General features: G+C 57.8%; 15 protein-coding genes and 1 pseudogene. 6 read left to right on the top strand and 10 right to left on the bottom strand.

What is annotated here, in order from left to right; all coding sequences use genetic code 11:
* The first annotated feature begins 198 nt into the window (after nucleotides 1–198).
* Nucleotides 199–2,445: a hypothetical protein gene (locus EHH60_RS34530; protein WP_245454665.1), complete on the top strand. Its 2,247-nt coding sequence runs from the start codon at nucleotides 199–201 to the stop codon at nucleotides 2,443–2,445.
* A 960-nt stretch (nucleotides 2,446–3,405) separates the two neighbouring features.
* Here EHH60_RS34530 and EHH60_RS34525 read toward each other — a convergent pair.
* Both EHH60_RS34525 and hemN read right to left on the bottom strand, forming a co-directional pair.
* On the bottom strand, nucleotides 3,406–4,800 hold the full coding sequence (locus tag EHH60_RS34525) for a carbohydrate porin (RefSeq protein ID WP_245454664.1): 1,395 nt from the start codon (nucleotides 4,798–4,800) through the stop codon (nucleotides 3,406–3,408).
* A 1,852-nt stretch (nucleotides 4,801–6,652) separates the two neighbouring features.
* Nucleotides 6,653–7,989, bottom strand: a pseudogene (hemN, locus tag EHH60_RS34510) (oxygen-independent coproporphyrinogen III oxidase).
* A gap of 1,659 nt (nucleotides 7,990–9,648) precedes the next feature.
* Here hemN and EHH60_RS34500 point away from each other — a divergent pair.
* Entirely contained in the window at nucleotides 9,649–10,680 is a 1,032-nt protein-coding gene (locus EHH60_RS34500; RefSeq protein ID WP_124163665.1) for an IS110 family RNA-guided transposase, read from the top strand.
* Between the two features lie 458 nt (nucleotides 10,681–11,138).
* Here EHH60_RS34500 and EHH60_RS34495 read toward each other — a convergent pair whose 3' ends face one another.
* The 8 genes from EHH60_RS34495 to nodD1 form a co-directional block, all read right to left on the bottom strand.
* The gene (locus EHH60_RS34495) at nucleotides 11,139–11,864 is read right to left on the bottom strand and encodes an outer membrane protein (RefSeq protein WP_124163664.1); all 726 of its coding nucleotides are present in this window, start codon (nucleotides 11,862–11,864) and stop codon (nucleotides 11,139–11,141) included.
* 484 nt (nucleotides 11,865–12,348) lie between these two features.
* A complete protein-coding gene (locus EHH60_RS34490; protein WP_124163663.1) occupies nucleotides 12,349–12,594 on the bottom strand; it encodes a hypothetical protein in 246 nt (81 codons plus the stop codon).
* 985 nt (nucleotides 12,595–13,579) lie between these two features.
* Complete coding sequence (locus tag EHH60_RS34480) at nucleotides 13,580–13,942, bottom strand: hypothetical protein (protein WP_036030678.1); 363 nt, start codon at nucleotides 13,940–13,942, stop codon at nucleotides 13,580–13,582.
* A gap of 1,506 nt (nucleotides 13,943–15,448) precedes the next feature.
* Entirely contained in the window at nucleotides 15,449–16,588 is a 1,140-nt protein-coding gene (locus EHH60_RS34475) for a branched-chain amino acid ABC transporter substrate-binding protein (protein WP_245333607.1), read from the bottom strand.
* A 299-nt stretch (nucleotides 16,589–16,887) separates the two neighbouring features.
* Nucleotides 16,888–17,592 carry a MerR family transcriptional regulator gene (locus EHH60_RS34470; protein WP_199752397.1) on the bottom strand — a complete coding sequence of 235 codons (705 nt, stop codon included), beginning with the start codon at nucleotides 17,590–17,592 and terminating at the stop codon, nucleotides 16,888–16,890.
* 125 nt (nucleotides 17,593–17,717) lie between these two features.
* A complete protein-coding gene (locus tag EHH60_RS34465; protein WP_199752393.1) occupies nucleotides 17,718–17,927 on the bottom strand; it encodes a hypothetical protein in 210 nt (69 codons plus the stop codon).
* A gap of 570 nt (nucleotides 17,928–18,497) precedes the next feature.
* Nucleotides 18,498–19,490 (bottom strand): transcriptional regulator NodD2, encoded by a 993-nt coding sequence (gene nodD2 / locus EHH60_RS34460; protein WP_124163662.1) that lies wholly within the window; start codon nucleotides 19,488–19,490, stop codon nucleotides 18,498–18,500.
* A 646-nt stretch (nucleotides 19,491–20,136) separates the two neighbouring features.
* Nucleotides 20,137–21,081 (bottom strand): transcriptional regulator NodD1, encoded by a 945-nt coding sequence (gene nodD1, locus EHH60_RS34450; protein WP_124163661.1) that lies wholly within the window; start codon nucleotides 21,079–21,081, stop codon nucleotides 20,137–20,139.
* Between the two features lie 832 nt (nucleotides 21,082–21,913).
* Between nodD1 and EHH60_RS34440 the strand changes: the two genes are divergently transcribed.
* From EHH60_RS34440 to nodS, 4 genes are read left to right on the top strand one after another with little or no spacing between them, the layout of a single operon-like run.
* A complete protein-coding gene (locus EHH60_RS34440) occupies nucleotides 21,914–22,546 on the top strand; it encodes a NodA family N-acyltransferase (RefSeq protein ID WP_124163660.1) in 633 nt (210 codons plus the stop codon).
* Entirely contained in the window at nucleotides 22,543–23,202 is a 660-nt protein-coding gene (gene nodB / locus EHH60_RS34435; RefSeq protein ID WP_124163659.1) for a chitooligosaccharide deacetylase NodB, read from the top strand. Before EHH60_RS34440 ends, nodB begins: the two co-directional genes overlap by 4 nt.
* A gap of 16 nt (nucleotides 23,203–23,218) precedes the next feature.
* Complete coding sequence (gene nodC, locus EHH60_RS34430; protein WP_124163658.1) at nucleotides 23,219–24,595, top strand: chitooligosaccharide synthase NodC; 1,377 nt, start codon at nucleotides 23,219–23,221, stop codon at nucleotides 24,593–24,595.
* A gap of 11 nt (nucleotides 24,596–24,606) precedes the next feature.
* The gene (gene nodS / locus EHH60_RS34425) at nucleotides 24,607–25,236 is read left to right on the top strand and encodes a nodulation methyltransferase NodS (protein WP_124163657.1); all 630 of its coding nucleotides are present in this window, start codon (nucleotides 24,607–24,609) and stop codon (nucleotides 25,234–25,236) included.
* Nucleotides 25,237–25,238: the final 2 nt, after the last annotated feature.

The raw sequence follows: 25,238 nt of genomic DNA, 5'->3' as shown, positions 1-25,238 counted from the left end.
AAGAGGTGCGAAAAAATTGGAGCGCCTGTCGCCAGGCGGTGGCCGATGCGAGGCCGTTAATCGCGCAGCAATGTCCTGATCTCGTCAGCTTTTCGAAAGGTTGCGGCTACAACAATCCACAATCTGTTTCTTGCTAGACGATCTGCTACGAGGCCGTACCGATTGCTGTCCGGCCTGTACAAACATGAGGAGAGCAGGGTGGATCCGGTTGACCCATTCTTCGATTCAGGAGCCTGGATGCGGGAGTACGCCGCCCTGCAAGAGCGGACCGCGCAGCGAGGAGACAACCAAAGGGAGCACCGTGGTTTTGAACGGCGGCTGGAGGATTTGAGTCTCGATCCGTCAGATGAAAGCAACTCAAATTCGCCTGATCGGGCTCCCGCAGGAGGGGGTCGAGCAGTCCGGCGGGAGGATTTCGGCGGTTCGATGCGGGTGCCGCCGGACTCCGCTTTTAGGGAGAGTGCGCTGGGCGGCACGCGCCGGAGCGTAGACATTCCCAGCTTCCAGCTTCCCGCTTCGGCGCAAGTGCCGCAGTCCAGCTTGCGAGATGATCCGTTCAGCAGCGCGCGCTACAGCTTTCCAGACGCAGAGTCTGCCGCGTCGGCCAAGAGCGGCAAGAGCGGCGGATTATGGTCACGCTTCAAGTCGGGAATCGGCAAGGCTTTTGGCGGGAGCAGCGAAAAGTACTCGCGCAATGCGGGACAGGGGGATGCCTTTTCCACGACTCTTCGCATTGACTATGCTCGCCAGCCAGGCCGGACGCGCGCTGTCCCAGAGGAGGACGAGGTGCTGATAAGAGATTTCAGAAACAAAGCGGCGGGTAACCTCACCGACGGCACGATCAAGAATGCCGCAGCCGATTTGCGCCATTTGAGCGCGCGCCTGAGCACCGCCGGCAGGCCCTCAATTGCGGATCGAATTCAACGGGAATCAGAAAACGCGCAGCAGGACAACCCGGAGGTGGAAAACCATCAGCTGGAAGCTGAGCTGGATGAGGATGTCGATACCTACGCAAAGGACAGAAGCAGACGCATCAAAGCGGCCTTGAAGAAGCTCCGTGAGGTCGGTGCCGGAAACGCGCTGGCGCCTGATCTCCGCCGACTGGCCCCTCACCGCGCGGACGCAATCCTCATCGACAGGTGGTCGGCGGCGGAAAAGGCGGCGCACAGGATCGAGCCGGAGACGATCGACAGGCAAGCTCGCCGCATGTATAGGCTAAGTGAGTGGCTGCAGACGCATGATCGGCCGGCAATGGCTGGCAGACTTTCCACCCCAGCGCTTGACCGGGACGTCGAGGAATACAGGCGCGAAACCAAAGACGGCAAGATCAAGCCTGATCTAGTCAAGCTTGGCCAATACGAGCAAATCCTGGAGGCGAACAGGGCGCTTGGATTGCGGCCTCCTGAGGATCCGGGCCAGCCTTCTTGGGAAGCTGCTCGACAGCCGCACTCAATGCAGGAGCCTCCTGCAACGCCACCCACCCCGAGCGCGGGAGCCTGGGATTGGCTTGGCGAGCAGATCCACGGGCCCACCACATCGATGCGAGCGCCCAGCGATTGGCAGGCCGGTTCGTCGCAACAGCTTCCCGAAACCCCGGCAACGCCGAGCGCGGCAGCCCGGGATTGGATTGGCGAGCAAATCCACGAACCCGCCTCACCAGTGCCAGCGCCGCACTGGGCCGCGCAAGCTCATCCGCCGCTCGAGCTTCCTGCTACTCCGGCCACCCCGAGCCAGGGAGCCTGGGCCTGGCTTGGGCAACAAATGCAAGAACCCGCATCACCGTCATCGGTGAGGCCCCGATCGTCAAACATCTACGGCGGCCTCGATTCCTTCGTTGATCTCGATCCACCCACACCGCACGACTTGCGTGACGATGCGCGCTCTGCGCCAGCACCTGGATTTGCAGCCACCTCGTGGTTCGCAGGACCGCCGGGGGCGGCTCCGGAGCTGCGGGATATCGGAGCGATCGTTGGCGCCGACTGGCGCCACGGCTCCAAGGCGGCTTCAGACGTGTTGATCGAAGTATTGAGCAATATCAATCTGCTGCCAAACCAGTTCGGGCCAAGTCAGTTCGTGATCAATGGGGAGCACTATTCCGCGACTGTCGGGCCGGAAGGCCCCATGGATGTTCGCCTGATCCACCACCCGCGCGCTGGCGGGATAAACGAGGCTGGCCCATCGCAGCCCCTCTATCGTCCCCCGCAGATCGTCAGGGCCGCGCGACCCGACGAAGGTACAGTCGATCTTGGGTACTTGATTCGGGGCGGATGGGAGCACCGGGAGCGATTCCTGCCCGATTACCTCGTCCGCGTCCTTGAAGGCCAGCGCATCATGCCCGAAGTTGGGCGCCCGACCTATTTCGCTATCCGTGGAGTGCCTTATAGGGGCGAGTTGGTGGAAAGCGAGGGACGCCGGCGCGTTCGCGCCTATCCCGAACGTGGCTGAAGAATCAAACTTGGCTGCATTTCCAAATGCTCGGCGGGCAGTTCGCGCGCGGCCTTCGCTCACTTCGCGCTTGATGGGCCATGCATCCAGTCGATGTAGATTGCAGAGCTGAGGCGTGACGTTGGCGATGGTGCTGGCGGTCGGTTTATCGTGCTACAACTCCACTGCTCGTACTCAGACAGGAGGTTGGTCTCGAAGACGACTGTCTCTCGCCAACGCCGTGTGCCCCCCGATCGATAGGGCCCTCCTGCAACGCTTACCCGAGGGTTCCTCCCGAGAGCCCTGCTCTGCGTCGAGCCCCCCTCGAGAACTGCTCCTCATCAACAGTAAACTCTTCTGGATCAACGAAAACGAGAGGCCAGGGGATCCTTCCATTGCCGCTGAAGCTCGTCACGTAAGTCCTTTCGAGCTGCTGAAGCTCCTGCGAAGGGACGGAACATGGCAAGGGTATGGATTGGTCGCCCAGATGATCCAGTAGGCAGCGAAGCTGCTCTTAAGAAGCTGCTCTGGACCGACAAGGACCTGTCCTTCGTGGAGAGCCGAGGTATGGGCGTATTATCCTGCCCACCCTGATGCTCCTCGTGCCGATTAGCCTCGTGCGGCGTGCGGTCCTGCACAGGGGCGCCATCGATGCGTGTCCGTGGGTATGGCGTCTTCGGGCTTGATGAGAGTCCGGTTCTGTGGGGAAGGATTGAGATTAGCGCGAGTGCGCCTTGGACGCACGATGGGCACGACGCCCCCGTCGAGCGAAAGGTCCGTAGATACTTTAATGCTTCAATGAGTCTGTTGCTATTCGCGTCCCCGCTGAACTCGCGCACGTCACCGCCGGGTCAGCGACTTTCCGTCAAGCCGAGCAACAATGCCTGGCTAGCGCAGATGCGGCGGATCCTTTCAAAGAGATCGCCAAGCTCAAGTCCCTCGGGTCACGAGGAGTTGGTAGCACAATGGCGGTTGCGATGATCAGAAGAATATCAACGTAGATAGCAACAGATTGAGCGCGTCTTTAGTCTGGGGTGTGTGCGTGATGCTTGTCGGGTTATGAATGTATGACAGTCCGACCCCTGCATATATTCCCGGAGCGAGATGGGCGGTATATGTTGCGGTGATTGCTGTTGTGTCGCGATGCGCAAGCTGCCCTTTGGCGAGGGCAGCATCCATCGCAAATTTGCTCCAGCTCGTGTTGCTAGCAACGAGTGCAATCAGATCACTGGGCCGACTGTCAAATGCTCCCCTGGCGTAAAGACGAAGCTCAGAATACCGGCTGATCCTGTTCAGGTCCGGCGGAGCTTCCATAATGGAGAAGCCGCCATAGATCCCGCGAGATGGGATCCCATCGGGGTCGTTCTGCCAGAACTGCCTGTCCGCAGCGATGTAGTGAAAGTTATTCCCGCTTTCCCTCCCTCGCTTGGGATCCGTCAAACTCGTGTACCGGCTGGTGTTGAAACCAACGCCCGCCCGCAGCCACGTATCGGGTACGCCGGGAGCTGCCTTGCTCTTGTAGCCGGCTTCATCAATGAGAAGAATGCCTGCATGGGGCGTGCTCCAGTTCAAGCCCGTGGGATTCTCCGTTATCTGGACATAGGGACCATCTGGGCTAATTGAGCGCTGGACGGAGACCTTGTTGTACAAGCCACGGTCAAAATTGTACTTCAGATTGACCGCGGGCGTCGGTGCGGCATTGGTGCTCATGCCCCCCTGGAACAAGGCAGACATGTTCGATCCTGTAATCCCTCCGAACAATGTGCCGGTGAATTCATTTTGGTTTCTGAGATAGCCGAGTTTAAGCTCTAGTGTCTTGTCGAAGAAAGTCTGGTAGTAGGCGAGCGTATTGAGCCCCACTCGATCTGGTCCCGGGCGATCCCATGTCCAGTGTTGCTGCTCGGCCCCTATGACAATTTGTCCGTCGGAAATGCCAAGCCGGCTGAGATCGTAGGTGACGATCATGAAGTTTGCCGACGCGAAGGTCGGATTCTGGCCCATATAGAGCTGGTTTGCGATAATACTTCTGGCGGCATTCGGCAGCAGGTTGTTTGCAAAGCTGTTGTGTGTCCAGCCGATGTAGCCGATGCCGACATCTGCAAGCGCTGATCTAACGCCGCCCTTGTCCTGATCGATCGTGTCCACAGCGCCAGGTATGTTGAACCACACTCCTTTTTCACGCAGATTGTCGTACCGTGCGAGGGGATCGACCGTCTTTTGCGTTCTAGTCTGAGTAGCTCTGTCCGCACGAGCGCGCTTTTCGAAAGACGCACCGGGATTTGGTGCTGGCGCCGGGGCACGAGGGCTGGTTGCCAGGCCCATCCGGAGCTTTTCGGCCGGATCAGAAGCCTTTCGTCTTTTGCTGGCCTGATCCACAGGGTGGCTCCTAGGATCAAACCCGCTGGCGGTTTGTGCCAGTACGGAATTGTCGACCAGATAAGCTGCGAGCGAAACTGCGATAAGAAGCCAACGTTGCTTTCCTCTCGGCTTTAAATTAAAGGAAAGTGCTTTGGCCGCCGGGTATCCCCACGGCAAACTCGTCTCAAGAAAGCAATCACGCACGGCGCACCTTGCTTTCATCTTTCCCGGCCATGAATAGATTGCGCTGCGGCCTGATTGGCCAACGGTAAGCTCTTAGGGTTTTCTCGTTCGAGGGCGAGGACGGCGAGCTGGATCTCGATTGTTCCGACAAGAACCATCCCCGCCTTGTAAAGCTGTTAGCTCGCGACGTGATGATCCGCTTCGCAACCACGGCTATGAACGAGGCCGGTGCGCCGAGAGCCAGCCCCGAGCGTTGGTTCATCAAGATGCTCATCACGAGCGCGCAGCGCCTCGCTGCAATGGGCACGAAAGCGTTGCGAATCTCCACTTTGCTCACCTGAGTCAGCCGATTTGGCGGTGAGACCAGGCTTCACGAAGCGCTTCATTGGCATCGTTGTCACGGAAAGACGAGAAAATCGCCAAGCTCGCCGAGGCGCCTTTGAATTTGCGCGTCCGGCAATCACACCAGAAGGTCTAACCTGATGGCCCAGGAGGCCGGAGGGAACAGCCATACAGCGGCTTTGCCGCCAATCTGCGAGCACGTTGCTGGCTCTGTTACCGCGGTTGTCAGTGCAAAATCTGTGTTGCATCGGAGTCCATGACGTGCGCGGCGTTCGTTGGTCACGCTTGCCATCTATCCGTCATCTCAAGCAACCCGCCGGAATTGGGAGTTGAACAGTTTGCAATGATAGCTAGTCCGATCGGCCATTGCGGGTCGGCCGTTCAGCCGTTGTGCCTATGTGGCGTGTCCCGGATGAAGTTTGTGATGTCGTCAAGGCCTGAGGCGAGGCTGCTCTATCCAACACAATGCAGGAAGCCGCGGACGATTTGCATTCGTGCGACGCTCGAGAAAATCTGCAATATTCCTCTGAATGAGGAAAAAATGCTGCGCCATCGCCATGGCCAAACGACGACAACCATTGCTCGCTGCGGGACTGTATCATGGAGAACGAGCGCAAATTGTCGAGTTGCTGAAGGGGATAGCATCGAAGCAGGAGCAGCCGATCGGGAAGGTGGCCGAGATTGCTTATTGTGGACGCTAGTAGCCCTTAGAAGCGCGTCAGCATCGTAGGCTCTCGCGTCGACAAAGAAACCTGCTGGAAGGGATTTTGAGGGAGGAGCAATGGAGTCGATTGCTCAAGCGGCCGGTTCAGACGTGCGGCCGCTCCTGCACAGGCCGTCAAGACGGATTCTCGCCGGTTTGATGCTGCCGCTTGTCCTCGTCGGCTCGCTTCTGGCGCGTGGCTTTGGGTCATTTTGAACAATTTGTCGAGTCGCCAGAAGTGCAGGACGTCGCTTCAAAGATGAGCCCGTCACCAGGGGAGACAGGTTCAGTCCGAGATAAGGGAGGCGCAACAGAAAGCTGACGATGAGATCGCGGAACTCAAGCGCCGGGCCGTTGCCCAGCGTGATGACCTAAAAGGGATCCTGGATCAGATCACGATCCGGACCTCGCGGATCGACTCGCTGCAGAGTTTAACTCCTCTCCCATCTGCTGCTCCCGCGACTGCTTTGTCGGCAGCCCGGGCTGTTCAAGCAGCGCCAGGAAACCCTTCGGCCGGTCCAAACGAGAACGGCCTGTTTCTCTCGGAGGCGCGCCAATGATCGCAGGACCGAAGAAAGCCGAGCCTTGAGGCCGAGACTGCTGCAGGTGTACTCGAGTCTTCAACTCCGCTCGAGGCATGGCTTAGCTAATGGGGGTACGGTCGAGATAAGTGTCGAATGCGGCAGCAACCGCACGAACGACGAACCGATGCTCCTGCTTGACCCGAATTAAGCCCTTTTCAATGTCCACTATCCCGTCTTCGGCAAGCATTCCCAGCCGGCCTGCAGACTTGAGAAGAGGAATCGGATCAAATCCGTGAGCAGCGCAGATCGCTGGTATGTCGGCGTGCAAATCGCACATTAGACGCTCGATGATTGCGGCGCGGAGGCGATCTTCAGCCGACAGACAATAGCCTTTTGAGGTTGCCAGGCGGCCGGCTCGAACGTGTTCGTAATAGGAAGTGGTCGCGATCTCGTTCTGCACATAACCCTCACGCAAACGGCCGATGGCGGATGGACCTAAGCCGATTACGGTTTTGGTGGTATCAGCCGAATAACCGAGGGAGTTGCGCCGCAGTCGACCAGCTTTCTGCGCCAGGGCGAGCTCGTCGTTGGGCAGGGCGAAATGGTCGAGCCCGATCTGGCGATAGCCGGCCGAGACCAGGGTATTTGCTATGGCCGCGGCTTGCTCAGCACGGGCAATATTGTCCGGCAGCGCCGTCTCATCGAGCTGGCGTTGACGTTTCATATAGGAGGGGACGTGAGCATAGCCGAAAACTGCAAGCCGGTCTGGCCGCATGGCCAGAGCTGTCCGCGCGGTGTCGACGCAGGACCGCACCGTTTGATGCGGTAGTCCGAAGAGAAGGTCGAAATTGATGCGGTTTATCCCATGCTGGCGTAGAGTTTCGACGACAGAAGCCGTCAGCACCTCGCTCTGCGCGCGGTTGACCGACCTTTGAACTATAGGATCGAAGCTTTGCACGCCGATGCTCGCGCGGCTGACCCCGGCCGCTTGTAACGTTTCGACCATCTCGGGCGTGACCCCACGCGGATCGATTTCTATGGCGATGGTAGCTGATTTTTTGAACGCAAAGCAGTGGCGCAGGAGTTCCATCAAGGCGAGAAAATCGCTCGGTGCAATGGTGGTCGGCGTCCCGCCGCCAAAATGCACGTCGCTCACCGGCAGAGCGCGCGGCACTTGCTCTGCGACCAAGCCTATCTCCTCTCGCAACGCTGCCAAGTAATTGCGGACCGGTCGCTCGCTGCGAGTGAGGCTTGTAGGGAAGCCGCAATACCAACAGATAGAGCGACAGAACGGAACGTGGATGTAGAGCGATACGGGCTCGTCGGGCGGCAGTCGCCTCAGCCATGTCTCACAAGTCTCGGCACCGACCACGCGGAGAAATCCGGTACGGTTGGATAGATGGTGTACCAAGGCAGGCGAGCATCGCAATACTTGTTCAGAAGGGAGGTCGGCAAGTCCTAACTTTCCAATGCTCAGGCCAGCATAAAGCTGACGAATACCCTCTCTAATGTCTTTGCGATATGTCAAACCCGCCTAGTGGTTTCTGAGATCTGGTCCCGTTTTCGATGTTACTGCAAACGCGGCTTAGGGGCAGGGTGAGGGAGTGAGAGTCGCTCGTTGGCGGCTATCTGAACGTTTAGGATATGAATTTCTCGTGCGAGCACGGAGAAGCGACTAGACGTGCCCGACGAGCCTGCGCAACGTTCAATCGCTCATACGAGGGCACGTCGTTTCCGCATTCGCTGAGGGCTGCTCATTCTGCGACGAAAACAGGGATTGCAGGTCTCACCAGAAGCAGCTGAGCTGGCGCATATTTTCAAACCGGTGTTTCCAAGCAAAAGCCGATTTGGTTGCTCACAGGGTTCAAAGGATGGCTCCCGTCAAAGGCCGGCGTGCCACGGAAGACAAGTTGCTTGCTGGATGAGAGCGAGAGGAGCGCAATAGTACAACGTGACGCGACGTGCGATTCAAGTCTGTCGGCGCAGCCGACGAAAACTCGCTTTGATCTCTAGTATCGAAGCATAAGCCTCAATTCCGCCACGCTGCTTGTCTCATTGCCACAAGCATCATCACGGATGTACTGATGATGTTGGGGCGAACCCGGCGCACTTTCAGCCCCCCGGCCGAGTGCGTCGGGGCGCCTTGGTTCGGCGGCGTCTCGTTCCTGTCTAATGCAGCTCACCAACTCACAACGGTTGTGGACGTTCTGCTGATGGCAAAGCGAATTCTGGCCAGATACATCAGATGTAACACTATCTGTATGGTCTATTCTGCCTGACCAGCTGGGTAGTTTTCTTTGGACATAGCCTTTGCAGCTATCGATCGCTGCCAGACGCGCATATCTACTCCGTTAGCCTTCATTCGCGTCGCGTCGATGTGATGCACCTGCAGCTCTCAGTGTCACATAGGCCGCCTGGTCAGGCGTCGACCATCCAGTCACTATGTTCTCGATGCTGCGAGCTCGAGCCGTCTATGCAGGATCGGGGTGGAGAGCTTGCGGCTTTTCATTGCATGAATGCGTTCCCATCCTGGTATTCCAGTCCGGTCACAATGGATTGAGGAAGTTTGTGGTTCGGTAGACCAATCGAGCCTGCAGATGCTCTTGCGCGAATGCGAGCTGAGCCTACCCAGGCGTCGAGGAGATTGCGGCAAGCGCTTGATCAGGCGAAAGTGGGTGCCCCACCCGACCTCTGTTGTACAATGCAGTGGCATACCAATGAAAGTTATTAGCAACAGAAATGCAGTACCACCCGCCTCACCAACGCTCGCATAGAGCAGCGAGATGATCGCGAAGAGCGGAGAAATCATGCCTCAACGATCTTGGCTAAGCTCTTCGCCGTTTTCCACCGAGCCCTTCATAAGTTGTGCATCAGGTGCGGCCTAGTTGTGTTTCCGCAAGGGGCTTAAGTGGGGATGGGGCGGCCGGAGCTGCAGTCAGGTCAAGGTCCTTAACGAGCGTCGTGTGTAGACCGTCCCATCAACTGCCGAACTTTGTACTTGACTGGGCTGGAATAGGGCTGCGCTTTTGATGCTGTGGACGGCTCCTCCACCGGCACGAGAGTGCCAAGGTGTGGGCGCCGTTTGAGGCTCCCACGATTCGGAGGAGCAGCCCTATGCAGCCAATTTCGACCATCGGTCTGGATATCGCGAAGTCAGTCTTCCAAGTGCACGGCGTTGATGCAGCTGGCCAGGTGATCATCCGCCGTCAGTTGAAGCGCCGGCAAGTCCTGACGTTTTTCCAGAAGCTGCCGCCCTGCCTGGTAGGGATCGAGGCTTGCGCATCATCACACCATTGGTCCCGCGAGTTGCAGGCATTGGGGCATGCGGTGCGATTGATGCCTCCGGCCTATGTGAAGCCCTACGTCAAGCGGCAGAAGAACGACAGCGCTGATGCGGAGGCGATTTGCGAGGCGGTGACGAGGCCCAACATGGGGTTCGTGCCGACCAAGACGGTTGAACAACAGAGCTGTCTGATGCTTCACCGAGCGCGCCACCTCTTCATCCGCCAGCAGACTGCCGTGATCAATTCAATCCGCGCCTATCTCGCCGAGTCCGGGATTGTCGCCCCTGTCGGGCGCGGGGGTGTCGAGCAACTGCTGGAAGTCGTCGCCGATACAGCCGAAGACCGAGTCCCGGAGGGCGCCCGGATGTGTCTTGCTGCTCTCGGTGGGCAATTGCGCGCGCTGAAGGCCCAGATCCTGGAGTTCGACCGGCGCATCATCGCCTGGCATCGATCAAGCGCGACGAGCAAACGGCTGGACGCGATCCCCGGCGTTGGGCCGGCGCTGGCAACAGCTCTGGTCGCGAGCATTGCTGATCCTAGAGCTTTTCGATCGGGACGAGACTTCTCGGCCTGGGTTGGGCTTGTACCGAAGCAGAGCTCGAGCGGGGGCAAAGACAAGCTTGGCAGCATCAGCAAGCAGGGCGATCGCTATTTGCGTAGCCTGTTTACGGCTGGCGCGCTCGCCGTAATCCGCTACGCCAAGATCCATGGCACCGATCATCGGCCATGGCTCACGCGATTGTTGGCCCGCCGGCCCACCAAGGTCGCGGCCATCGCGCTTGCCAACAAGCTCGCCAGGATGGCCTGGGCGATGATGGCGAGGAACGAACGCTACCAGGAGCCGGCCGCGCTGGCGGCCTAAACGAGATCGCGCCGACATCGCCGGCGTGACGTAACGGTTGGGAGGGCGAACAGCACGTAATGCAGCGCCGGTCGATCCGGCGATCAGGACAACCCATACGGGCCACGGCATCTTCGAATGCGTGCTTTTGATCGGGACCTGATCCGCGGAGGGCATTATGGCCAGCGGTCATGTGAACCGCACAAACAGGCCGAACACATGGCTGCTCCGACCAATCTGCGACGTGAGGATTCTCCTTGCCAACCCGGAGCCGTCCACACATGGCCCTGAGAGGGCCGGACTCGAGGGGCCGCCGAGGTAAGCTGCATTTCTTGCTGTAAGTCACCTCGTGTCCCTGCTTCGCAAATGGTGCTGTCGCCTTCCCTACCAATGTCATGATTGCCGTTTTTGTGGGATCAACTCGCGAAAGAACCCCGACCGCTGGCCGGGGTCCGATTCACGCGACCGCGTGGAGGTCTCTATCTAGCAAAGGGCGAGCCAAACTTGTAATTGAGCCGTGCGGTGATGAGATCGACATCCTGGTGGACGCGATCCGTACCAAGAGCCGCTGGGAAGCTGATGTTGCTGCGCTGCATGAACAAGTGGTTATACTCGACGCCAGCTGACCAGTTCGGCGTGAGGCTGACTTCGGCACCGGCGCCCAGCACGCCACCCCAACGCACATCACTGCTTTTGCCAATCTCGGTGCCAGTAGCCAACGAGTTGACCTGATAGGTGTTGCTGGTCACCGCAGCACCACCCTTGCCGTATAGTAGCACGGCATTGAACGCGTAGCCGATATGGCCCGTGAGTAGACCGAATGCATCTGTCGTGGTGCCAACGGTGCTTGCCGGAAAGGCGGTGCTGATATTGGAGCCGTTGACGTCGGCCCAGTTGCCCTGACCTTCGATGCCGTAGACCATGTTGAAGATGTGCCAACGATAGCCAATCTGGCCGCCAATGGTCCCGCCAGTCGAATTGTGGCAGCCCTCGGGAGTGGCGCCATTGAAATCCCAGCAATTGTGGCTCGTTCCCCAGCCGCCATTTGCACCGATATAGTAGCCGGACCAATCGGTAATCGGGGCCGCGGCCGGCAGCGGTGCCGCTTTGACCTTGACAGGCTGCCCGGCCAAGTCCGTGCCGAAGGAGGGAGTGGCCGCAACGAGTGCGCCGATGCTTGCAGTCAGAATCAGAATGTTTTTCATTCGAGTGTCGTTTCCTTTCGGTGCCCCCCGGCGCCGTGCGTTTATCAATATGAACGCGAATTGCTGTAACTGCCGCACAACATGTCTTGGAAAGAAATGTGTCCAATCGTACGCGGCGTCAGATTGCGGAGCGCGCAAAATGCCGCTGCTCCACAGCCATCGAGACGCTGCGGCCCGGCAGTGGCGCCTCGCGGGGCCCTTCTTTGGACACGAGCCGTTCATGATGGCGTGCGATGCGACTGCAAAGTTGGGAGGTGCTTGGCTCCTTCTGTTGCAAACGGCAAGACGAGGCCGCGCTTACACACTTCGTGCATGCTGACGGCTCAGACAGATCGGTAATGAAGGCCTTGATTACGGGCGCGCCGGGCAGAGCATGAGTAGAGGAAAGTCTGCTCGACTACGCTCTGACCCGATTTGCCTATCGCATAGACCCGTTAGATGCGTTTACCAAGCCGGACGCTCCCAGCGGTACGGCTGCAAGCGCTCATTGGTCGGTCGACGGTGCGAGTTCAGCACGCAAGTTGCGTATCGCCTCGTTTGCCAGATTCAGAGTATTCCGTTCGCCTTTTCTTATCGAACACTCAAGGTAAGTGCGCAATCGTCTATGAAGGACGGCTTTGAGATTATGTGCCAGCAAGGGATCCTTCTCGACGAAGCCCCAAGCCTTGTCAAATGCGACGCTCACGACAGCATCTGGCACCTGCACTTGGTCGGAAGAAAACTGATCCATCTAAAACACTCCTCGACATCCTGACACAAGGGAGTACCCTCCCAACAGCTAACCGAGATTTCGTGACGTGTAGCAAGCGAGACATCAGCGTGCAGACCCCCGATCGAGCTGCTCTCGGTGCTTCAGGGAAGTTTATAGATCGTTGTTGAAAGTCGGATGACCGAATGTCGTATTGCCAGGCGCAGTCGAATAATTCTGAAAGGAGTGAAACGAGCAGGGATTCTAGCGCGCTTCTTTACCGTAGTGCGCAGTTGATTGGCGTCGACAATAAATTGTGGATATTCTTCCTGCAATCGGAAGATCCGCGCCAGGCCAGTCACGACTAACCTGACGTGAGCGGCCCAACCGCAATATTGTGATCTCGGAAAGCTATGTGAGGTTCTCGGATACGGACAGGTGGTGCGCGCCGCGTCTCAGCGCCACCAGTGCGCGGCGGACAATATCGGGGTGCCTCGCGGAAAGATTGCTAACGTGCGGAGTGGCTGATCGCCCTGTTCCGAGCATTAGCTTTCAAGGGTACCACACATCCAACATGTCGTAGCTGCCTTATCTGGTAGATCTTGATCGGAAGAAGAAGCGCCACATCCCCTAGGGCTGCTTTGGGAATCGTATCTGATACATGTAGCGAGTTCGAAGGTCGGCGCAGGGAGCGGTCGGAAGCGGCGATAGCCGTCCGGTGTCTCGAACGTATGTGTTGGGTTGCGCTTCCGCGCTATCAGCTCTTGGTGGCCACAGGCGTCGAGGAACAGCAAGGTCTTGCTAGATCGAACGTAACTGTGTCGTCCGCGGTGCGAGATAAAGCGAGCCTGCTCTCGAACGTCGCGAGCAGTTGCGATATAGAAAGCCAGCGGAAGCGACCCGCTTATGGACGGGTAGCCCATAAGCCGCATACCCTCCATCTGGTGCGGACGACATTGGCACGATTGTCAGTCCAGCGATAAACGTTCGGTCAGCGCCGTCAACCCAGAAAAAGCCAAATGGAAGTTCAGTCCGCCGCCGCACGTGAAAAAATCAGCTTGGCGATCGTCATTCGATTGACGGAAGTTCGTAGCGCTGCCGGTAATGCTGCCACAGTTTGATCGAAGAGGCGTCCCAAGAACTGAAGGTCCTCGGGCTGGTAAACGCCACGGTCTCGAAACAGTCGCATTCGTCCGTCACCGGTGCTCGTATCACCACGCTGGCCGAGCTCCAGCTCCGCCGTAATCATTTGGCCTATGAGTGCATTGAGCAGTCGGATCGCTTCGAGCTCGTTGCCTTCTTCGCGCATGAGCGCGGCCACGATGTCGAGTTGCAGGTCGATGCGATCCTCGAGATCCTGTATGCGTGAATTGGAAGGGTCAAGTTTCACGGTATTTCTCCAAAGTGGTGAAATGCAAGACAGGCGGAATAAGGGTCGTCGTTTCCCGTTCGCCAGACGCCGGATGCGTCGGCCGACGAATCGCTGTTGCACAGGAGGTGCGCACGCTCCCCAAACAGGGCGGCACACATGTCCCGCGACAGGATCGCAAAGGGGAAGGGGGCGTATATGGAAAAGCCGACAAGCGTTGTAGATGGCCCGGAAGTCTATTGGACCGTGATCGAGCCGTCCGGCGTGTCGGATAACTGCAGTGACTCCAGTCGGGGTCACACAGGTGGTTGTACTGCCTTGCTTGGAGCCGCGGCGACACGGCTGGATTGTTGATGCTATCGGCTCTGGTCAGAGCGAAAAGTCCGGCCCGCACCGGTGCAAAGGACAGTTCACCTGCCCGAGTTCTATGCTGCGGACGCATTTACCTTCGCCGAACAGTGCGCGTGAAAGCTGTCTTCTTAGAGCCGCCAAGTATCATCGCAAAGGCGAGAGACGACAACGTGATAGGCTGCGCGCCCGCCTGCGGTTGCTCATCGCACTGCATTGGTGCCCCGCGTGTTTCGTTGTCAAACATTGCGTGGTGCAGCCACGACAGACACGAATTGGGCTACGACCAACCTGCAAGGAATCGTTGTCACGAGACATTCGTGGACTGTTCTTTCCGTAATCCGGCGTCGACTTATGCGGTGTTTGGCTGGAATTAGTAAAATCGAAAGTGTTGATGGGATGCATCCAGTTCGTTGATAGCGCCCGCGAGCAGTCTCACCGCCTTCATCGGAGCCGGCTAATTGGTGCCTCCCGCGGTCTGGGCTCAGAGCAACGTCTAAGGGATGTCGGGCAGGGCTGCTGATCCGTTGATCACCGATCATGATTGACAAAGAAAAAGCCGCAGGGCTGCACGTTTGCGAATAGTTTGAAGCTCTGGGGTAGTCCCAAGCCGAAGAGACAGACATGCAATGTCGGCGCCTACGATCCACCAGCTGTGGTTACCCACCGTACCCGACTATAGCCTATGTGGTGGGTCCTGATTGCTTCATGCCGTCCCGCTCTCTCTCCCCTGCGTGGATCCGAGCTTGCGCGATATGATAGGTACAGGAGAATGCGTCAATGGCGATCGGGCTGTCAGTTTGATCGAAGTAGCGAACGCGCCCCCATCTGAGCCATAGCGTGACTATAAACTCGTTAGCTTCCCGTTCCTCCCCCCTGAACCTTCAATCACTTGGCGGCAGAAAGGTCATGCCTTCAGACCCGCCAGAACTGTAGTCGACCGCTCAGCGGTCCTGTGCTGCCGGACGGATCGGGACAACGGGGCTGCTATTTGTCTATCATCGGACGTAGCACCTCCGTCAGCTCGACCCTAGCTAGCTCTGCGAGCGCCGCAGCGAACGCGAAAAACGCTCCGAAAGCAGCAAGTATAAAAGAGCTAGCGAGTATCGCTGCGATAACGTTCTGAGGGCGTCTCGTCATTCGTGATACATTGCGTTTGGAGCCGGCGGTGCCTGCCAATCAATACTTCTTGACACGTTCAACACGGCCGTCGCGCCAGCGGTAAACCAAAAATCCAGAAGCCGAGTTGTCTCCCTTTTTGTCGAACCGGACCGGGCCAATTACGGTGTCGACCGGCCGTGAACGAAGTGCGCTGGCGACCCGCGTAGCATGGAAGGAGCCGCTCCGGTTCACCGCCTCTGCCCAGGCTTGCACAGCTGCATAGGCGTATAGCGTGTAGCCTTCACCGGACAGGCCGGAAGCTTTGAGTCCGGCGACCACGCCGGCCGCCTTGGCACTCCCGGCCGGATTGGGCATGAAGGTAAACAATGTGCCATTCCCAGCGCTGCCGGTAATCGCCCAGAATTCAGAGGTCATCAGCGGATCGTTTGCCATGACTATGAAGTCTGCTTTTGAATCTGATGCCTGGCGCACAAACAATCCGATTTCGGTATGATAGCCGCCGATATAGGCGACGCGCACTCGATCCTTTTTCATTCTTGAGACTAGCGCTCTGAAGTCCCGTTCACCTGCAACATAGCTTTGCCGACTGACTTGTCGTCCGAATCGATGAAGCTGGGCTTCGACCACGTCGGCAATGCCCTTTCCAGCAGTGCTCTTGTCGTCGAGCACCGCGATGTTCTCGTTGGGATGGTTCACGTGAATGTACTCGGCGGCAACGGTTCCCTGTTGGTCGTCGCGCCCGCAGATCCGAAAGACAGTCTTAAGGCCGCGCTCTGTTAGCTGAGGAGTTGACGAGCCTGGTGACACCTGAACGATGCCTGCTTCAGCGTAGATGTCGGAGGCCGGGATCGACGAAGAGGACCAAAAATGGGCAACCACCAACAGGACGCGCTCTGTCGCGAGCTTATTCGCAACTGCGACAGCTTGCCTTGGGTCGCAGGCGTCGTCAGCGACCCTCAATATAACTTTGGCATTATCCGGAAGTAGGCCCGAAGCGTTCAAGTCCTCAACCGCAGCAGCTGCACCATCGCGCATTTGCGCGCCGAACGCGGCGCTGCTTCCAGTCATTGGACCAGCCACGGCGATCTTTACTTCAGAACCGAGCGCAAGCGGGGCGGCGAGAGCACAGAAGAGAATCGCCGCACTTGCAACAGAAGCGCGCTGCGTATTTGCAATTGTATAGCCTTCAATGCTCACTGAAGTGATCCCAAGTGGTTGTGATCAGACACCCCTGCAGGTCAAGGCTGCTCCAAGCCAACCGTGCGTTGGCTCGACCAGCTTCCAATTTCCGGAGAGTCTACAATTTGACGTTACGTGCGGATCAAGCCGTTTTAAGGGGCATGGGTGCGTCAGGAGCGCGCATCGGCGGGCCATGATCATCTGTTCGCTTAAGCTCATAAAGCTTTCAGCCCGCATCAGAGCGCGGCCGGTCAACCTAGCATTGTCAGGTTGCCTTCAACCGACGTGTGGAAACGGCCATGAACGGGTCAGTACGGCTAATCCTCCAACCCGCCAAGGGCGAGATCGAGATATTGCATCAGGCAGGGATCCCAACCAGCCAGAGCGCGGGGGGCGCTCAGTCGTGCAAGTACCTTCAGGATCATCGAAACGCGTGAATCGGCGCCGGCGATTTCGCTGATCAGCAAGCGTGCTGCAACTGCGACAGCCTTTGCGCGCTCACCGCAAGGGGGCTCGCTCCGATCCATGCAATCGCGAAGGTCGTCACGGATTCGCCGCCACCGGTCCTCGCGCTCTGAAGCTAAATTGCAGATGCATGGGGACGTTTGACTACGCGTCTCGACTCGCGACATGGCATTCAGAGTGGCAGGCAGCTCATCCACACTTACTTGCGCCTCGCCGTCGATGGTCATGTTGCGCAAACGGTCGCGCAAAAAAGTTGCTCGAGCGACTTGAAGTTCTATGCGCTCTAAATGTTTGCGCAGCAGGTCCGTGAGAGAAGTCGTTCCCTCCATGGCTTTACGGATCTCGACAAGTGAGAAGCCAAGCTCACGCAGCGCGCGAATCTGCTGAACCCGCTGCAGGCTTTCGCGGTCATACATCCGGTGGCCGCCGTCAGTACGCTCTGTGGCTGCTAGGAGTCCTGTGTGCTCATAATGGTGCAGCGTGCGTACCGTTACTCCGGTCGCCTCTGCAAGTTCGCCAATGCGCCATCGACGCCTTCTTGGTGTAGGTTTGTTCATGTTGTTCAATTTTGAAGCCTACAACCTGACGTCACGTATGATTCAAGCTGCTTTCTTAGCGTCAGCCTGAATCGTCTTCCATTCTCCAGCGCGAGAGTGGTGACTATCCTTAGAATGGCGGCGGATCAACCCTGAGGGGAAAGGGTGATCAACAAGTTCGCAAGGCATGCCAGTTGAGTCTCGCCAGCCACTGTACGCTCCAGGATGAGCTTGGCGATTGCCGTGCGATTCTCTGGACTCCGCATCGATGGGGGTAGCGCGTCGACGGCGCTGTCATAAAGTCGTCCGAGGGCAGAAAGCTCTTCTGGATCGAACACGCCGCTGGATAGCTTCAACCTTCAGCTCCTTGTTTGAATTGGGTCCAGGGCAGCGCAGGTCGTCAAGACGTTTGGCTGCGGTAGGGCCAAAAGAAGTCATACCTGCGGCGCAGAGCGATGGAGATGCGGTGTACTGTAGAGTGATGCCATAGGGCCACACGCGAGCGCGGATGCTTGCTTCGTCTGTATGATCGACGACCTCTATGCTCACGATGCATTTTGTTGCGACTCCAAAGAGGCCGATCGCCTCCATTCATCGGGAGCAACTACTAACTCGGAGAGTTGACGACCGGAGCTCCGTGCCGGCCATGCGTTCTTGAGAGACGCGCTTGGCGGCCGCGCTGCAACGTAAACGCCTGGCCTAAGGGCAAACGTGCTGCTCCGTGTCCGTCTCTAAAGCCAGGCCAACATTCCGCGGTTCGGACATCGCGCCTAACGCCAACGCGCAAAAGAGATCAAGAACGTCTCATGAACCGCGCGCCCGGAGGGTCTTTATCCCGCGATAAGGAGAGCAAGCCAGGTAGGTGGAATTGTGTGTGTGCTGAGACAAGTGTTGGAATGTGAGGTTCGTAGACTTCACGAGCCTCCTTAAGGCAACGGCGAGACGGATTGTGCGGATTTTCCGGCACTGCCCGCTCCTTCCGGAGTGCTGGTGACGGGGTGTTCTTTCGCAGTTGCCATGCGCGTGGCCTCTTGGAACAACATCTCCCGCATCCACAGGCTTTCCGGGTCATTGTTGTGAAGTGCGGGCCATTGGACCGCTTCAGTGAAGACGGGGAATGGATCCGGAAGCTCGACAATCTGAAGAGGCATCGTTTTTTGGAAATGCCTCACGAGCCCTAATGGCATCGTGCCTATGCGGTTCGTCCCAACAAGGAGGGGCGGGATCATGCTGAAGCTCTGCACGAGAATGTCGATGCGCCGAGTAGGACCGAGATCGATTAAGAATGATTGCTCAACTGGCGTGTGGGGTGCGCCTCCGTGCTTAACTGCAACGTGACCCATCGACACATATCGATCGAATGTAAGCCCGCGTTGTAATTCCCTGTTCGTGCAGCAACCTACGCAGACGAGCCTCTCCTCGAATAGGGCCGCCCTGGGGTGCGCGCTGGACATGAGAGAATCTGGCAGGATAACAAAATCGACTTCGCCGCGGCGGAGGAGCTCCTCGTGCTCAGCGGTCGGCGCCGCCAGTTCGAAGCTGACGGTGGGGGCTTCTCGTGTGACGCGCTCCACGACATTTTTTAAGAATACAACTGTTATGAAATCAGAAAGGGCGATCCTGAATCGCCGGCTCGATCGAGCTGGATCGAACACGTCTCGCGCCATGATTGAGAGTTCAATGTGCACCAGCGCCTGGCGTACAGGAGCTGCGAGCCCTTCCGCCCGCGAGGTCAAGACAAGTTCGCGCCCCCTCATCCCAAACAGTTCATCGCCAAAATATGAGCGCAACCGGGCAACGGCTGCGCTCATGGCCGGCTGACTGAGATTGATGCTACGCGCCGCTGAGGTGAGATTGCGCTCAGTTATCAGAGCATCCAGCGCAACGAGAAGATTTAGATCCAGACCTTTGAAACGCATCTCTTCTTATCCGGCGCAAACGTCCTTGCTGCGACAAAGCGTGCGGTGGCGGCTGCGTTTGGAGCAATCGTCCTGGCTCGCCCGAATGGACATCGGCTCAACCCGGCCATCACGACAAGAGGCTCGCGAAATGACCACAAGAATGGACAGCAAGCGGTAAGCCGATCGGCCGCGGCGGGAAAGCTTCAGGACCCTCCAAGCTGATCCGTCTCGCCGGTTTCGGCCGACCACGTAGCTGGTCCGTTCAGCTCGCTGATGGCAGATCGTCCCAGCATCCGTGAGCGCCGTGAGGTCCCCAAAGCGCTCCGTCGACGGCTGTGTCGTGCAGCGCAAGTCGCGACGGTCAACCTACAACCTGACGCAATGTGCGATTCAAGCCATTTTAATGGCCAAGCTGAACATTTGTAATGGAGGCGTGTTCTATCCGCGATATTGCCAGGGGTAGCCCTGAACGCAGCGCAAGCCCATCAAACCACACCTGGGAAGTCACCACGCTTACAACTGGAAAAGTCTTCGCAAGCGGATCACTGGCTTGTGAGGTCGTGGCAGTGTCTCTCCAGGAGACGCCGAAGCGAGGAAAGGGACCGAGCACGTCGAAGGGCCCATAGCGTGCTTTGGATATTCGGAGTCGCAGCCTGCGGTAAGCCTAACAGCGCCTACGAGTTGGAGGCCCTTGCTCACCAGATGCCATGTTGGATGCCTCCTCGAGCAATATCCGCCGCATCCAGATGCTCGCGGGATCGGTATTGTGGAACGAGGGCCATTGCACGGCCTCTGTGAATATGGGTAGGGGGAGAGGCGGTTCGATGATTCGCAGCGGCATCCGCTTTTCGAAGTGTCTGGCCAGTCGCAAGGGCATCGTGCCGATACGGCTCGTGTCTAACAATATGGGCGGAATCAGGCTAAAGCCCTGCACGACCACCTCAATTCGTCTCCTCAGACCGTGCTCAAGCAAAAACCATTCTTCGAGGTTCGGTCTCAGTGCCCGTCCGAACTTGGCAGCAACGTGCCCCATCGAGATGTATTTATCGAACGTAAGCTGTCGGGATAGCTGCTTGTTCGCGCGGCATCCCACGCACACGAGGGTCTCGTCGAACAGCGTCGCCTTAGGATGCGCACTCGACATGAACAGTTCCGGCAGAATGAGAAAGTCGACTTCGCCCCGACGGAGCAGCTCATCGGGTTCATCGGAAAATGGCAGCAATTCGAACCGCACGGCGGGAGCTTCTTGTGCGATGCGGTCCACTATTCTGCGGAAGAAAACGATCGTCATGAAATCCGAAAGAATGACCCTGAACCGTCGACTCGACTGAGTCGGGTCGAACGCGTCCCGTGATATGATTGAGAGTTGGATGTGCAGCAGGGCCTCGCGAACCGGACCTGCAAGCGCCTCCGCGCCAGGTGTCGGGACGAGCTCGCGACCTTTCATAGTAAATAGTTCATCACGGAAATAGGTGCGCAGCCGTGCGATCGCAGCGCTCATGGCCGGCTGGCTCAGGTTAATTTTGCGAGCCGCCGCTGTGAGATTGCGCTCCGTCATCACGGCATCGAGCGCAACGAGAAGATTTAGATCGAGTCCCTTGAACCGCATGTTGTGAGTCTATCCATCGTGTGGATGTGTTCTATCGAAACAATCGATTTTACCAAATTGCGGGATGTTGGATAGCAAACTGAAGTTTGAAAAAGTAACCAGGCACACCACAATGCTTTATGGTCGTTCAGGTGAGCTCAGAGGAAAGCTCCTGGACGTGCGAGCGCGCCGCCGATTCCGTTTCATGGGCGTCTACAGGCGCGTCATGCGAGCCGTGTTGCGTCTCCGTGCGAAGTGCGCTCGTTTGGTCGGCAAGCGGGGTCCGATAAACCTTGGTATGGTGACGCCATCCGTTTCCATATTCGAGGTTTACCCGCGTACACTTGAGAGCGCTTTCAGCATCATTCTAGTGTCAGGGAATAGCGGCAGGCGCAGATTGCGGATGCCAATAATTCCAGGCGCCTTTCCAAATGGCTCGCCTGTCCAGTGCATTCGGGGCGTGTCGAAGATGTATGAAAGCCAGTTTGACCTGATGCCGCTCCGAAGCGCCGTCGATGAGGGCCGCGCGTCGATCGCCTGCCCTCAGAGATCAAAGCGGCGGACATCGAAGCGACAGGAGGCGCAAAAGCTCTTTGGTGCAGACAGCATCTGGCCTGTCGAATCGCATCGTGGGCATCTTCCGATATATGGCACGCAGGGCATTGGCCGGATGAGGAGCGCGAACCGAGCGCTCGCTGCCTCGCGAGCATGGGGCCAGCGGCGCTGTGCAGGCGAGCGGTGCCGAGCTCCGACACAGCAAGTCCGCGCATCCCAGCATTGATCGGCGGTTCGGCGACTAACGACTTCACGTGAACGTCTCGCTCTTAATTCCACTGGCGCAAGGAAGCTTGCCATGAACATTGCCGTGTCCCCGGCTGCGGAACGCTCTTCTACGCGCGCTCAAGTGCAGTGGAGCCTTCGTTGGGAGAACGAGCTGCGGCTCGCCGATCATGCCGAGCTCGCGGAGTTCTTCCGCAAGAGTTATGGACCGACGGGTGCGTTCAATGCGCAGCCTTTTGAGGGAAGCCGAAGTTGGGCCGGCGCAAGACCGGAGCTCCGTGCAATTGGTTACGACGCGCGCGGGGTAGCGGCCCACCTCGGGCTACTACGTCGCTTCATCAAAGTTAGTGAAGTCGATCTCCTCGTAGCAGAACTGGGGTTGTATGCGGTGCGTCCGGATCTCGAAGGGCTCGGAATAAGCCACGCAATGCGCGTGATGTATCCCGTACTGCAGGAGCTTGGCGTTCCATTCGGCTTTGGCACGGTTCGGTCGGCGCTTGAGAAACATATGACGCGACTGGTCGAAAGGCAGGGGCTCGCCACCCTGATGCATGGCATTCGCGTCCGCTCCACGCAGCCGGATGTCTATCCCAATTTATCGCCGACCCGCCTCGAGGATGTGATCGTGGTGGTGTTTCCGCTGGGGCGCTCGATAAGCGAATGGCCGGCCGGGACTTTCATCGATCGGAACGGGCCTGAGTTGTGACAGAGCGTTCCACCCCATCCACTGTCCGCTGCGACTACGCTGACGTGAGCGGAAGTCGAGCTGTCTATTTGACCTTTGACGACGGGCCGAACCCGTTTTGTACGCCAGAGGTGCTCGATGTGCTGGCGCAACATCGGGTTCCGGCGACATTCTTCGTCATCGGCACGTACGCGATCGAGCATCCTGACCTCATCCGACGAGTGATTGCGGAAGGGCATGAGGTTGCGAACCATACGATGACCCATCCTGATCTATCCAGATGCGGACCTGCGGAGCTACAGGATGAAGTGCTGACCGCGAGCGAGGCGATCCGTCTGGCGTGCCCGAAGGCCTCGCCCAGGCATATGCGAGCGCCTTACGGCATATGGACGCAACAGGTGCTCGCAATGACTGCGAGCGCTGGTCTCACGGCTCTGCACTGGTCGGTCGACCCGAGAGATTGGTCCCGCCCTGGGGTTGATACAATTGTGAATTCGGTGCTGGCGAACGTTCGCCCGGGTGCAATTGTGCTCCTGCACGACGGGTATCCTCCCGATGAGGAGAGACTGTGCACCGATACAACGCTGCGCGATCAGACCACGAAGGCGCTGGCATTTCTGATTCCGGCACTACAACGGCGCGGGTTTGTAATCCGTCCACTCCCTCAACTTCACTAAACAAGAACTGACACCTATGGACCTGCTCGCGACAACCAGTGCTGCTGCTGTTTCAAGTTATGCGCTGCTCTCGACTATCTATAAGAGCGTGCAAGCGCTTTATGCCCAGCCGACGATCAACTCATCGCTACAGGACAGCCTCGGACAAACCGAGGTGGTCCTTCCCACTGTGGACGTCATCGTGCCGTGCTTCAATGAGAATCCAAACACGCTTGCCGAATGTCTGGAGTCGATTGCCAGTCAAGAGTACGCCGGAAAGATGCAGGTCTATGTGGTCGATGACGGGTCTGCAAACCGCGACGTGGTCGCGCCTGTACACCAGATATATGCCAATGATCCGAGATTCAATATCATCTTGTTGGCCAACAACGTCGGAAAGCGCAAGGCGCAGATCGCTGCAATACGCAGCTCATCCGGGGATCTCGTTCTCAACGTCGATTCCGACACGGTTCTTGCTGCCGATGTCGTCACGAAGCTTGTATTGAAGATGCATGACCCGGAAATCGGTGCGGCGATGGGTCAACTCGTAGCAAGTAATCGCAACCAGACCTGGCTGACCAGGCTGATCGATATGGAATATTGGCTCGCGTGCAACGAAGAGCGCGCGGCACAGGCGCGTTTCGGTGCCGTCATGTGTTGCTGCGGCCCATGTGCAATGTATCGGCGTTCCGCACTCACCTTGCTTCTTGATCAATACGAAGCGCAATTCTTTCGTGGGAAGCCGAGTGATTTCGGCGAGGACCGCCATCTAACGATACTCATGCTCAAGGCGGGCTTTCGAACCGAATACGTCCCAGACGCGATAGCAGCTACCGTCGTCCCGCACAGTCTTGGGCCATATCTGCGTCAGCAGCTCCGTTGGGCACGCAGTACCTTTCGAGATACGTTTCTTGCATTGCGCCTGCTGCCAGAGCTCGATGGTTATTTGACCCTAGATGTTATCGGGCAGAATCTCGGCCCATTTCTCCTCGCGATCTCAACACTTGCTGCCCTTGCACAGCTCGTGATCGGTGGCTCTATACCCTGGTGGACGGGACTGACGATTGCTGCAATGACTATGGTCCGGTGCAGTGTGGCAGCACTTCGTGCTCGCGATTTGCGGTTTATCGGCTTCTCGCTCCACACACCGATCAATATCTTTCTTTTACTACCATTGAAGGCTTATGCGCTTTGTACATTGAGCAATAGCGATTGGCTATCGCGAAAAGTTACTAATGTGCCGGCGGAAGAGGAGAAACAGCGTGTCATCCTGCGCCCCAATGCCGGACGAGGTGCGGCTAGTGTAGGGGTGGGGCCTACTGTCATTCATAAAGGGGGGGTATCGCACCGTCCATCGAGCCTCACGGCCACGGAGAGTGTTTCCGGTCGTGAACGCTCGACTGCCTACGAATAAGTGGTCGTCTCATGATTCTGGACGAAAACCATCAGCTATTAGAGCGAGAGTTGGCTCTCGACGACCCATGGCGCCTTGACAGTAGTTCGTTCGAGCAGGAGCGATACGCGCAAATGCTCCGGATGTCGTGTGGCAACGGAGACGCTGCGTCTGGCCTCGAAGTAGGATGTGCAGCCGGTGCATTCACGGAGATGCTGGCTCCGCTATGCGAGCGACTTACCGTGGTGGATGTCATGCCGCAGGCAATTGAGCGAGCGCGACTGCGGACCAGTAAGTGGTCACATATTGCTTGGGTGACCTGCGACATTCAGCGGTTCTCGTCCACTGAGCAGTTCGATTTGATTGTCGTGGCCGAGGTTCTTTACTACCTCAAAGACGTGAGCGAGATGCATGCGGCTATCCGCAACCTCGTGAGTATGCTTGCGCCAAGTGGCACTCTGATTTTCGGGTCCGCGCGTGATGAAATATGTCAACGCTGGGGGCATGCTGCTGGTGCCGAAACGGTGATCGCTCTCTTTAAGGAGAGCCTATCGGAGGTCGAGCGTCGGCACTGCTCCACCGGATTGGCAAACGAAGACTGCTTGATCGTCCAGTTTCGAAAGCCGGACGCCACGTCAGAACAATCAAACGTCGGTCATTAGGC

The organism is Bradyrhizobium sp. RP6 (assembly GCF_003837805.1).
GTDB lineage: Bacteria > Pseudomonadota > Alphaproteobacteria > Rhizobiales > Xanthobacteraceae > Bradyrhizobium.
Note: the sequence above shows the minus strand (reverse complement) of the source record. Positions and strands in the feature narration are given on the sequence as shown.

Bases quoted from the DNA above. Each gene is read 5' to 3' on its own strand.
- nodC (WP_124163658.1), top strand. From the start codon at position 23,219: ATGGACCTGCTCGCGACAACCAGTGCTGCTGCTGTTTCAAGTTATGCG.
- EHH60_RS34470 (WP_199752397.1), bottom strand. From the start codon at position 17,592: ATGAACAAACCTACACCAAGAAGGCGTCGATGGCGCATTGGCGAACTT.
- EHH60_RS34495 (WP_124163664.1), bottom strand. From the start codon at position 11,864: ATGAAAAACATTCTGATTCTGACTGCAAGCATCGGCGCACTCGTTGCG.
- EHH60_RS34440 (WP_124163660.1), top strand. From the start codon at position 21,914: ATGAACATTGCCGTGTCCCCGGCTGCGGAACGCTCTTCTACGCGCGCT.
- EHH60_RS34500 (WP_124163665.1), top strand. From the start codon at position 9,649: ATGCAGCCAATTTCGACCATCGGTCTGGATATCGCGAAGTCAGTCTTC.
- nodD2 (WP_124163662.1), bottom strand. From the start codon at position 19,490: ATGCGTTTCAAAGGTCTGGATCTAAATCTTCTCGTTGCGCTGGATGCT.
- EHH60_RS34490 (WP_124163663.1), bottom strand. From the start codon at position 12,594: ATGGATCAGTTTTCTTCCGACCAAGTGCAGGTGCCAGATGCTGTCGTG.
- nodD1 (WP_124163661.1), bottom strand. From the start codon at position 21,081: ATGCGGTTCAAGGGACTCGATCTAAATCTTCTCGTTGCGCTCGATGCC.
- nodS (WP_124163657.1), top strand. From the start codon at position 24,607: ATGATTCTGGACGAAAACCATCAGCTATTAGAGCGAGAGTTGGCTCTC.